At 67.6% G+C, this 11050-nt stretch carries 9 protein-coding genes; 2 read left to right on the top strand and 7 right to left on the bottom strand.

Annotated elements, in window-relative coordinates:
- From ACWD6R_RS37870 to ACWD6R_RS37855, 4 genes are all read right to left on the bottom strand, one after another.
- A partial coding sequence (locus ACWD6R_RS37870) for an RNA-guided endonuclease InsQ/TnpB family protein (protein ID WP_451822903.1) occupies positions 1 to 638 on the bottom strand: 638 nt, incomplete at its 3' end.
- Between the two features lie 638 nt (positions 639 to 1276).
- A complete protein-coding gene (locus ACWD6R_RS37865; RefSeq protein ID WP_451822902.1) occupies positions 1277 to 1534 on the bottom strand; it encodes a hypothetical protein in 258 nt (85 codons plus the stop codon).
- The gene (locus ACWD6R_RS37860; protein WP_451822901.1) at positions 1524 to 1751 is read right to left on the bottom strand and encodes a hypothetical protein; all 228 of its coding nucleotides are present in this window, start codon (positions 1749 to 1751) and stop codon (positions 1524 to 1526) included. The genes ACWD6R_RS37865 and ACWD6R_RS37860 overlap by 11 nt, the downstream gene beginning before the upstream one ends.
- Before the next feature lie 676 nt (positions 1752 to 2427).
- Positions 2428 to 2895 (bottom strand): nuclear transport factor 2 family protein, encoded by a 468-nt coding sequence (locus tag ACWD6R_RS37855; protein ID WP_451822900.1) that lies wholly within the window; start codon positions 2893 to 2895, stop codon positions 2428 to 2430.
- A 592-nt stretch (positions 2896 to 3487) separates the two neighbouring features.
- Between ACWD6R_RS37855 and ACWD6R_RS37850 the strand changes: the two genes are divergently transcribed.
- Positions 3488 to 4354, top strand: a complete 867-nt coding sequence (locus ACWD6R_RS37850; protein ID WP_451822904.1) for an alpha/beta fold hydrolase — start codon at positions 3488 to 3490, stop codon at positions 4352 to 4354.
- 221 nt (positions 4355 to 4575) lie between these two features.
- Here ACWD6R_RS37850 and tpg read toward each other — a convergent pair whose 3' ends face one another.
- Together tpg and tap are read right to left on the bottom strand one after the other, a co-directional pair.
- A complete protein-coding gene (gene tpg, locus ACWD6R_RS37845) occupies positions 4576 to 5130 on the bottom strand; it encodes a telomere-protecting terminal protein Tpg (RefSeq protein ID WP_451822899.1) in 555 nt (184 codons plus the stop codon).
- Positions 5131 to 5139: 9 nt separating this feature from the next.
- Positions 5140 to 7347, bottom strand: coding sequence for a telomere-associated protein Tap (gene tap / locus ACWD6R_RS37840; protein WP_451822898.1), 2208 nt, complete (start codon positions 7345 to 7347; stop codon positions 5140 to 5142).
- Between the two features lie 762 nt (positions 7348 to 8109).
- On the opposite strand from tap, the gene ACWD6R_RS37835 reads away from it, so the two are divergent.
- Entirely contained in the window at positions 8110 to 9189 is a 1080-nt protein-coding gene (locus ACWD6R_RS37835) for a protein phosphatase 2C domain-containing protein (protein ID WP_451822897.1), read from the top strand.
- Between the two features lie 793 nt (positions 9190 to 9982).
- Here ACWD6R_RS37835 and ACWD6R_RS37830 read toward each other — a convergent pair.
- A complete protein-coding gene (locus tag ACWD6R_RS37830) occupies positions 9983 to 10915 on the bottom strand; it encodes a MerR family transcriptional regulator (protein ID WP_451822896.1) in 933 nt (310 codons plus the stop codon).
- Positions 10916 to 11050: the final 135 nt, after the last annotated feature.

The following is an 11050-nucleotide window of genomic DNA, read 5'->3' as shown; positions in this document are numbered from 1 at the left end:
TGGCGCGGGTTGGGAACGAACCCGCCGTTGGAGTCAGCGAGGAAGTTGGCTATGCCCAGGTCGATGCCGACGACACTGCCGGTCGGCGGGAGCGGATCGGGCTGGGCCTGCTCGGCGGTCAGCACGACGAACCACTTACGGCCCTCGCGCTTGACGCTGACGGTCTTGACCTTTCCGATCACCGGCCGGTGCTGGTGAACCTTGACGTGCCCGACGCCCTGGAGCCGCACGCGGGTCACCGGGTCGTGCGGGGTGGCATCCAGGCGGCACCCGTCGCCATCCCTGGGAAAGTCCACGGTGTCGAACCAGCTCACCCCGCGAAATCGCGGGTAGCCGGGAGCGTCGCCGGACTTGACCCGGCGGAAGAACGCGGCGAACGCCTTGTCCAGACGGCGAAGCGTGGCCTGCTGTGAACTGAACGACCAACGGCCCTGACGCTCCGGGTCGAACGCCCGGATCTCCTTGAGCTGCGCGGACTGCATCCCGTACCGGATCGTCGTCTTCGACGGGTGACGATAGGCATCGCGACGCTCCTGCAACGCCCCGTTGTACAGCGAGCAGTGATCCCGCAGCATCTCACCGAGCACGATCGCCTGACCCACGGTGGGCCGCATCAGAAACTTGTACGCACGGATCACCCAGCCCACCCCCTTCGGCTTTCCTGATCAACACAGCGGGCCCCACCGACAACGGCGCAGATCACTCCGGCGCTCCGCACCTCCGCCCCACGGATCGCATTCCCTCCCGGCGTAAACGCCGGGACTCCCTGCGAAGATCAAGAGATGGATCGGTTGCACCGGACAGGCAGGGATAACGACGTGATCTCGCGTGCACCGCGCGGGCCCTGCCACGCGCGGTGCACGACATCGAGGCCGCCCGCACCCGCGGCATTCCCGAGGCCGTGGCTCAAGCAGGTGTGGTGCTGAGCCAGCGAGGCGAGCCAGGGCGCCGGCGCTGCCGTCCGAAGGCCTTACCGAGACTGCGGGGACAGCCTCTCTACAGGTCAGCTGGCTGCCCACGCCATGGCTGAGACCTGCGGCGAGCAGATCAGGTTGAGGCGCCTGGTGCCGGAAATCTCGGATGATCCGGCCTGGTGCCGACTTTCCGGAGTGACACGGATCGCCTTCGGGAGCGGTGCGGCGGTCGGCGGCGGCCCCGGCGGTGCTGTTGGCACTGTCCTCGGCACTGGTGGGCGCCGTGTGAAGGGAAGCCAACACTGCGCTGCCCCGTCGAGGAGCATTCAGGTATTGCTGCAGAACGCAGGAGAGTCTCTCGGCTATGCCTCGATGTACGCCACCACCGTGATCGTCTGCAGGGCGGTGGCAAAGAAAATGACCCGGACCCCGTCGATCTCGTCGACGTAATCGCGCAAAAGACTTCCCGGGATCAGGGTGCCGAGCTCGGGGTTGACGGAGATGGCCACGATCGCGCGGTCCAGACGGTGGGTCTCGCCCGCGGTCAGTTTGGTGAGCTGCGTGAGCGCGGGCTCCACCGTGATGACCCGGGAGCGCTGCGGTCCATGTTCAGGCGACACGGGCCTGCTTGTCGGCGAGGGTGGCGAGGTGCGCATCGCGGGCGGTCTCCCACAGCACGCCCGTCTCCGGGGCCGGGTAACCGTTGGTGGCGATGTCCTCCAGGACCGAGGCAAGGGTGTCTGTCTTGGCCCGCTCGGCCGCGGCGTAGGCACGTACGGCATCGGCGGCCGGCGGCTCCAACGGCTGGCGGGCGGCGGGGGCCGGCTGTTCGCTCATCGAGGGCTCCAGAGGGCTGAACTGACTCGTGCCACAACGGTAGCGGGGTCTGACGAACGCTGGTGTCCCGTCCAGCACATTCCGTCACATGGCTGCCACAGTCATTTCAACAACTCCATGATCCAAGGAGGTTCATCCGCCCCGGCGTACGCCTGAGGCTCCACGAGGCCGGTACCCGCCGAAGCTCTGGTCGGCCTGGCCGGGCGGCTTCGCCCACTCCCGATTCCTGGCGCCTGCGAGCACCTGAGCTGGGTGGTCAGACAGCCGTCACGGCTCGGCGTGTGACGATCACGGGTGTCGACGCCCGACCGGCTGGTCCGTGGGCGCCGGTCGAAGGCACCCATGGGTCCTCGCCCACGCTCGCCTGCGGACCTGCCGAGGGCACCCCACCACAGTCGTCGGACGTCGCGTGAACGATTCCCACGCTCAGTCCAGGGCCTTGCCGCACCTCGGCAACCCGGCGCACAGGTAGGCCGAGAAGACCAACGAACGCTGCGGCCACAGTGGGGGTGTTGCCTCCCCTTGTTCGGCGCGGGCCGTCGCACAACTTCGGTGACACGGTCCCCTTGGAGGCCCAGCAAGCTGTGCCGCTTCGCGCCTTCGACCTCGGTGCCAGGCTCCCATCCCGTACCCATCAGGTCACTGCGGCGGCCCTGGCTCGTCCGTAGCTCCGGGATCAGAATCCGAGGTCACTGAGACCGGGATGGTCGTCCGGGCGGCGACCGAGCGGCCAGTGGTACTTGCGGTCCGCTTCCTTGATCGGCAGGTCATTGATGCAGGCGTGCCGTACGGTCATCAACCCGTTCTCGTCGAACTCCCAGTTCTCGTTGCCGTACGACCGGTACCAGTTGCCGGAGTCGTCGTGCGACTCGTACGCGAACCGCACCGCGATCCGGTTGCCGTCGAACGCCCACAGTTCCTTGATCAGCCGGTAGTCGAGCTCGCGGGTCCACTTGCGCTTCAGGAACGCGACGATCTCGTCGCGTCCTGTCACGAACTCCGCCCGGTTGCGCCAGCGTGAGCCCTCTGAGTAGGCCAGGGCGACCTTCTCCGGGTCACGTGTGTTCCAGCCGTCTTCTCCCTGACGGACCTTCTCGATTGCGGTCTCCCGTGTGAACGGGGGAAAGGGCGGGCGCGCGGTCATGACTGCTCCTTCGGGGCTGGGCACTCTGACGTCGACGCTAGGGCCGCCTTTACATGCCTGCCAGTCGTCCTCGCCCCACCGCATGGCGATTCGTGGCACGAACGTCACGCCGGCCGGTCTCGGCGAACACCATCTGGCTGTCGTCGTGCGGGCACTCTCCGATCCTGGTTGATCCCAGGACATACGTCGATCCGGCTGGCACTTCCATGCCCGACCCCAACGGGCATTTATACTACTTTTTAGGGTATTTTGGACGGCCAATTCTCGGTTGCCGCCATGATGCCGACTCAGCAGCAAGCCGTACCGACCGAAAACTGTGCGTCCTGCAGACTTGAACAACGGCTGCGTTCACCAACGTCAGCGCGTGCCCACCTGGCCAGCGCACCCCCACTGTCCGGCTCTACGCTCGATGTGCGTGAGCGGCACCTTCCAGGACCGGCCCGGATATCTCAAGGCGGCGGCCACCGCCTTCCCGGCCCTGAAGGGCTCCAGCGGACAAGGTTGCGTCACCGATCCCCAATCCACTGCCTCCACTGAACGCAAGGGCGCAAGGGCGCAAGCAGCCACCGACCCACGAGCGATCGGAACGGTCATGACATCCGTGCATCACCGGACTGCAGAGATCGGCGGGCAGACTGTCTTCTATCGGGAGGCTGGATCGCAGCGAGCGCCCACAGTCCTGCTCCTGCATGGGTTCCCCGCCAGCTCGCACATGTTCCGCCACCTCATACCCGCCCTGGCGGACCGCTATCACGTCATCGCACCGGACTTCATCGGCTTTGGGTTCTCTTCCGCGCCGTCACCAGAGGAGTTCCCCTACAGCTTCGAAGCCCTCACTGACATCACCACCGGCCTCCTCGATCGTTTGAACGTCGAACGCTATGCCGCATATGTCCAGGATTACGGTGCCCCTGTTGCCTGGCGCCTGGCTCTGCGGGCAACGGACAGCATCACCGCGATCATCACGCAGAACGGAAACGCCTACCAGGAAGGCTTCGTCGCGGCATTCTGGGACGGCCTCTTCGCGTACGCCGCCAACCCCAACGCGGATACCGAGAGGGGCGTGCGTGCCGCCCTGACTCTGGAGAGCACCCGCTGGCAGTATCTGAACGGAGTTTCGGATCCCAGTCTGATCAGCCCCGACACATGGACGCTCGACCAGGCCCTGCTGGACCGCCCCGGCAATGACGAGATCCAGTTGCAGTTGTTTCGCGACTACCCGACCAACGTCGAGCTCTATCCAGCCGTTCACGCGTACTTCCGCACCAGCCAGGTCCCGCTTCTTGCACTCTGGGGTGCAGGCGACGAAATCTTCGGCCCCGACGGCGCCACCGCGTTCCTGCGCGACCTGCCGCACGCAGAGATTCACCATCTCGACACCGGGCATTTCGCGCTGGAGAGCCACCTCGACATCATTACGGCGAACATCCGCGAATTCCTCGGAAAAGTACTCACATAACCACATCGGGGCGATGTACGGAACCCTGCCGGCGATTTCCAGGTCACTCGCCCCGCACTTCGGCGCCGGCCCGGACGACCACCCGCCGCCGACCTTCCTTCGTTTCTACTCCTCCCCGGTAGGTGAACCCGCGACGGAGCGGGCGCACATCGAGATGCGTGGGTGCGCTCGGACCCACCGGATTGTCCCTTCGCGCCTTCGCATGGCCAGGCACGGCCGTGTCAGAAGTCGAGCTCGACGTAGTCGATGTCGGTGAACTCGACCAGGAGGCCGTCGGCGCGGCGGCCGCGGTCCTTGAAGTACTGCTCCTGGAGCCCTTCGGCGACGACGGCCTGGAGCTGCTCGTCCGTGGCGCCGGCGGCCTGGGCGTCGAAGAGGCGGGCGGCGTACTCGGGCGGGAGGTGCTGAGTGATCAGCCGGATGCGTCCGTCGTCCGTGGTGCCGGGCGCTGCGGTGAACCCGAACCTCGCCCTCGTCTCCACGACGATGCCGGTGGAGGTGGCGGCCTGCTTCTTCGCCTTCTCCTTCACTCGCGGCTGCCACCGCATGCGGACCTCACCGGCGAGCCGGGCCGCGAGGTCCGCATGCGGCTTCCTGAACTGGCCCTTGACGTACCGTTCGACGGTGCGCTGGGAAATGCCCAGCAGCTCGGCCACGGCCCTGGTGCCCTTGTGCTGCTTGACCAGGAACCTCATCTGCGCGGGAGCCCCCTTGGGGATGGGGCGGGTGGCAGTGCCAGCTGCGACTTTGTCGAGACTGTCTCCGATGATGCCCACCGAGCGCTCCTACTCTCCGTCGATCGCGGCGTCGGTTCCCTTGATGTGGCGGGCCGGATTGTGTCCTTCGTCGAGCATCTGCACAGCCCACAGCAATTCCTGGGTGCCCTCGTGCTTGACCATCCCCGGGGACACACCGAGCCGGAACGTACCCGGGGCCGGCTTCCCGTCAGCGGTGTGCGGCAGGACGTCCAGCGGGGACGGCCCGTCGGAGAGGTAGACGGCACAGTCCGACAGCAGCGCGATCGGGAGCAACGCGTCCTCCCCAAGCATCAGGTGCCCGGCGGGGGCCGGAGCGGTCTGCGTCGCCAACGCCGTCTTCACCACCTTGCGGTGCATGTTGATGCGGGCGGCGGAGATGACAGCGGCACGGATGTCCGGGCGCCACGTCGAACGCTCCAGTGCGGGCCACCGCTCGCCGAACTTGTAACCGGTGCCCTGGGGGCGCTCGCGCAGCTTGCCGATGCCGCCCTTGACCGTCGACTTGATGGCGGACAGGACCGCAGCCGTGCCCGGGTCGGTCTGCTTGTGCGTCACCATTGCAGCGAGGAACTCGGTCTCGGTCATGCCGGGGACGACGCCCAGGTCAGCCATCGTCTGCTTGTACGCCTCGGCAAGGTGCTTGTACCAGGGATCCAGGTACGGACCGGACTCGGTGCGGATCCACCCTTCCAGTGGCCGGATGGCGACTGGCAGCTTGTAGGTGTCGATGAGCTCGGCGGCGTAGGCGACGGTCGGTGTCGCGTACCAGGCCGGGCCTTCCGGGCGGGTGCCGTGCGGTGTGAACGGGCTGGGCAGGCGCGGGTCCAGCTCGATGCCGGAGAGGTCGACCAGCCAGCTCCCGGGCGTCTTCTTGTCGAACACTGGGGCCGTGACGTGGACCGGTGCGCCCAGGCCGACGACGAGCCGGTTCGCGGCGGCGAGGAACGCGGTGTTGACGTCGATGCCGACTGCGAACGTCCGCGTGCACTCTGTGTCGGTGAGCAGTTGCGGGTCACGGGTCCACTCGTACGCCTCTTCGTCCAGGACCTCCCCCGGGGTGCGCTGATGGGTGCGCGGGTAGAGGGCAGCGACGATCGGGTGCTCGTCCGGGGCTTCCACCGGTGCCGGGTCGACCGGGTCGGTGAGCGAGCCGGGCACCGGCCCGGACACCCAGGTGCCGGTGTCCTCGTTCCGTACAGCGCGGGTCGGCGGGCGCAGCGCGGTCATCGTCTCCAGACCGGAAACGGCAGTGGAGCCGCGGGGGGTGATGATGCGAGTCGCGTAGGTGCCGAGTACATCGGCGATGTCGGCGGGGTCCAGCTGGTCGGTGTGGCCCCAGGAGCGGGCGTCGAGTGCGCCCCAGGGCAGGACCGCGAACTGCACACACTGGCGGTGCCCGCCGGTCGCGGGGCGGTAGATCCGCGCCCAGGGGCCGAACCCGCGCCGGGTCAGCTTCCACTTCGCCTTGGTGATCTGCTTGACGACCTTGTGGTCCTCGGGCAGTCGCAGGCCGCGCCGGTCCTCCAGACGCTCGGGGAGCCCGAGCCGTTCGGCGGCCGCGCCGGTGAGGACGATCAGAGGGTCGGCGTCCTTGCCGGACGGGTGCAGGCGCGGCGCGCCCAGGTGCGCGTCGGCGAGGGTCCAGTCGACCAGCGCGGGGATGGTCCTGGCGGGACAGTCGAGGACGAGTCCGCCGACGCAGTACAGCGAGCCGTCGCCGTCCAGCACACCGAGCGGACCGCTCGCGTAGGCCGGATCGGCGGCGGCTCGGGCGGGGGCCGGCTTCGGGGTGGCCCTCCGCGCGGCCGGGCGCCGCGACATCGGTGGGGTGATGCTCGCCGAACGGTCCGGACGGTCGCCCGTCGTTGGAGCCGGGGCCGAGACGGACTGCGGCATGGTGTCGGGTTCGGCGGCCGGCCCTGCGGGCAGCGGGCGAACTTCCGTAGCGGTGCCCACCGTTTCGGGAGACACGACCTGACCGGGCGCGGCGGCGTCGGCGGGGTAGAGCTCGCCAAGCTTCTCCAGCAGCCGGGCGTACGCCTCGCGCTGCGGCGGCCGTGGTTCGGTCTTCCCGCTCTCCCACGACACCACGGTCGGCCGGCGCACCTTGAGCGCCTTGGCGACCTGGTCCTGGGTCAACCCATGAGCTTTGCGCAGGCGTTCGCGCTCGGTGGGCGGGGGCAGTGGGGAAGCGGACGCGATCAGGGCGTCGATCGCGTCGAACAACTCGGACATGAACACCTCCGGTCCCACCCTACAGCGAGAAACGCACATTCTGCGTACGAAGATCGTACAATGCACGTACATTTGACCTGTCTCACGGAGAGGTTGACCGTCCGCTGCGCACGAACCGGAGGCCGGTGTCCTGTCCTCGTGATGCGTAGGCAGTCCCGTACTTCTGTGGGCATGTGCGGTGTCGTCCCGGTCAACTGTAGGCAAGTTCTGGAGTGTTCCGGACTTGTGTAGGTACGACAGTGGCGACGCTTCTACGGTCGAAGCGGCTGGTCAGCGTCGTATCGGGGACACGGATGACTTCACGCGTGGTGGTGCCGGAGTCGGCCGAAGATTTTGAGGTGGAGTACGCCAACCCGGCGGGCCTTCGTCAGCGAGGGCCGTTGAGCAAGTTGTGGTCGGTCCGATTCGGTCCGTGCAGCCCGAGCGGCGGTTCCCTGCTTTTCGCGGCCAGGGCAATTGGTGCGGTTGGTACTGGTCAGCGACCTGCGGCGGGCACGTGGGACACGAGTCGTGGCTGGAGCGAGATCACCTGATGCTGCTCGACTTAGATCCGCTGGTGACGGGCATGGCCTCACAGCCGTTCCGCATGTCGTGGACGGGCCCGGATGGGAGGCGGGCTCGGTCAGGAATGCGCCGCGGTAATGCGTCGCATCGACCGCTACATGGAAGAGCACTCAGTGCCCCGATAGTTGACCTTCACCTTGGGGGAGGCCACAGCATCGGTATGGCCGGGCGATGTGCTCGGCATGAGGAGGAGAGAGCATGGGGTTGCTGACCATCGGGACGTTCGCGAAGGCGTCCCGGCTGTCGCCGAAGGCGCTGCGTCTCTACGACGAACTCGGCCTGCTGACCCCAGCTCGCGTCGACCCGGTGACCGGCTACCGCCTCTACGCACCGGAACAACTGGACCAGGCCCGACTGGTCGCCTGGCTCCGGCGCCTGGGGATGCCCCTGGCCCGCATCCAGCACGTCTGCACGCTGGAGGCAGGCCCGGCGGCCCAAGAGATCCGCGCGTTCTGGGCCCAGGTCGAAGCCGACACCGTCGCACGGCGGGACCTGGCCGCCTTCCTCATCGACCACCTGTCCTGGAAGGACCCTGCCATGTCCCCGACCGCCAAGCCCCTGGGAATCCGTTACGCCGCGCTGTCCGACACGGGCCTGGTCCGCGAGAGCAACCAGGACACCGCCTACGCCGGATCCCGCCTGTTCGCCATCGCCGACGGCTACGGCAGCGGAGGAGCCCCCGCAAGCGCCGCCGCCGTCGACGCGCTCAAGCACCTCGAAACCGACAGCGTCCCGGCGGGCAATCTCCTCAACGTCCTCGAAGACGCCATCGAACAGGCCAAGCAGGCCGTGCACGGCGTCGCCGGGACCAGCTCTTCACCCGAAGAGGCCGGCACGACACTCACCGCGATGCTCTGGACCGGATCACAGCTTGCCCTCGTCCACATCGGCGACTCCCGCATCTACCTCCTGCGGGACGGAGAACTGTTCCAGATCACGCACGACCACACCATGGTGCAGTCGATGGTCGACGAAGGACGCCTCAGCCCGGAAGAAGCCGCCTCCCACCCCCAGCGGTCGCTGTTGATACGAGCCCTGGGCCAAGGAGCCGATGCCACCCCCGACATGCGCCTGCACGACGCCCAGCAGGGAGATCGATACCTGCTCTGCTCCGACGGTCTGTCGACCGTCGTGTCAACCGAGGAAATCCGCCGGGTACTCTCCGCGATCAGCGAGCCCGAGCAGGCCGTCCGCGAACTGATCGTCCTCGCCAACGGCTCCGGCGGCCCCGACAACGTCAGCTGCGTGGTCGCCGCGGTCATGGAGCTCCAGCAGTAGGAGCGAGCGGCATGCACTTCGAGTTGCACCAGATCCGCTCTCAAGAACTCATCCGTGAGGCCGACGAGTACCGACTCACCCGACAGGTCATGAGAGCCACGCCGGCTCCCCGAGCCACGGCAACCAGCACATCGCGACCGACTCCACGGCGCCTGCTGGCTTGGCTCCACGGGTGAACGATCACGATGCCTACGGTTGAGCGGGACACCGACCGCCACCGCTGTCCCACTCAACCGTAGGCATCGCAACATCAACGAAGCCTGGTGTCGTCAGCACGGCGGCGCTCGAAGGTCCACCAGGGAACCGCGACTGAGATCGATCCGAGGGCTGATACACGCGGCCAGCAGGACGTTCGCCGCAAGTGGTGGAGACGGATCGCGCAGGCAGCAGACTGACCCCATGAACGGATCACGCTCCAAGGCGGACCTTCACGTCTACCTGTCGGGCGCCCGCGGACCAGACGGAGCATCAGGCAGATCCGGATCGGGCTCCTGGCCTACCTGCCGGTGGACGCTCACAGGCCCGGAGCAATCCGGTGATCAGCCGGGCGGGCCCGCGCTGTCCCGGCGCTCGGGTCGAATCGGCGTGGGCCGGTCCGCCGCTCGCCCGCGTCCTGGGCTTGGTCGACGGCGCCGCACCGCGGCGTGCGGAACGCCGGCAAGTCCGTGGCCATTGACGCGGCTCTTTCGGCGAAGGAGCGGGGCCGCCTCCGGAATCGGGCAAGTCGCGGCAAGGCCGAAGCGGCATGGTCCGAGTCGTCCGGCCATGCCGTTCCACGAGCCGTTCGCCATGGTTACAGCCGGGCGCGCAAGGCCTGAATGGTCCAGTCGAATGCCGGCGTCAGGCTGTGCGGGGCGGTCCAGCCGTTGATCACTGCAACCAGCTGGAAGTATCTGTCTCGACGCGGGTCGTTCGCGGTCTCCAGCCGGGACAGCAGCCGACGCCGGAGCTCGACGTCGTCGGGGCCGGCAATGGCGTACGCGTAATGCGCCGTGATCGCCGCGATGACCGGATCCGCCCGGGGCGAGGCCGGGTCGGTGCCGTCTGCAAGCGCGGGAGCAACCTGGTCACGGACCACCGCCGCAACGTCGCGGCCCAGTCGCGTGGTCCCGTCCTTCGTACGCTCTGCCATGTGGTCCTCGGCCATCCCCCGCATGCCGGCGCGGAAGTCCGGATCCTGGGACAGCTCGGCCAGCTCCACCCACGCCTGGACCTGCTCCGCTTCGGGATTGTCGGGCAGTTCCGGTGTCATGGAGCGGATGACGGCTGCGCACTCGGGTCTGTCGTGCAGGTCGGCGAAGACAGCGTCGAGGAAATCACCGATCAGGTAACGGCGTTCGTCCTCGGAGAGTCTGGCCAGCTTGTGCATGAGTTCCATCTCCTCAAGGGTGGACCCGCGTCTCGCCACCGCCGTCAATACCGCACGGCGCAGGCGCAGGGTCCTGATCTGCACTGCGAGGGCCTCGGCGTGCGCCGCCGCAACCTGCGGGAGCGACAGCTCCCGGTCCACTACTTTCCGGATCGTGGAAAGGTCCAGTCCCAGGTCACGCAGGGTTCGTACGAAGTCCAGGCGTGCGACGGCATCGATGTCATAGAGGCGGTAGCCCGCCGGGCTGCGGTCGATCGGCGGCACGATCCCACGGTCGGAGTAGAACCGAATGGTCTTGACCGTGAGACCGGTGCGCCGGGCCAGGTCACCGATCGAGTAGAGCGTGTCGCCGTTCATGCCCCCACCTTCGTGTCTCCCCCTGCTGGAGACTCAAGCCCCAAGGCCGCGAAGTTTGCTGATCGGCGGGGCTGTCAAGGAGGTTCGTCAGGTGGCGAGGGTGTAGGTCGCGCGGCCGGTCTTGTGGAGCATTCC

It is taken from the genome of Streptomyces sp. NPDC005151 (assembly GCF_053599875.1).
Note: the sequence above shows the minus strand (reverse complement) of the source record. Positions and strands in the feature narration are given on the sequence as shown.

Bases quoted from the DNA above. Each gene is read 5' to 3' on its own strand.
- ACWD6R_RS37860 (WP_451822901.1), bottom strand. From the start codon at position 1,751: ATGAGCGAACAGCCGGCCCCCGCCGCCCGCCAGCCGTTGGAGCCGCCG.
- ACWD6R_RS37855 (WP_451822900.1), bottom strand. From the start codon at position 2,895: ATGACCGCGCGCCCGCCCTTTCCCCCGTTCACACGGGAGACCGCAATC.
- ACWD6R_RS37850 (WP_451822904.1), top strand. From the start codon at position 3,488: ATGACATCCGTGCATCACCGGACTGCAGAGATCGGCGGGCAGACTGTC.
- tap (WP_451822898.1), bottom strand. From the start codon at position 7,347: ATGTCCGAGTTGTTCGACGCGATCGACGCCCTGATCGCGTCCGCTTCC.
- ACWD6R_RS37835 (WP_451822897.1), top strand. From the start codon at position 8,110: ATGGGGTTGCTGACCATCGGGACGTTCGCGAAGGCGTCCCGGCTGTCG.
- ACWD6R_RS37830 (WP_451822896.1), bottom strand. From the start codon at position 10,915: ATGAACGGCGACACGCTCTACTCGATCGGTGACCTGGCCCGGCGCACC.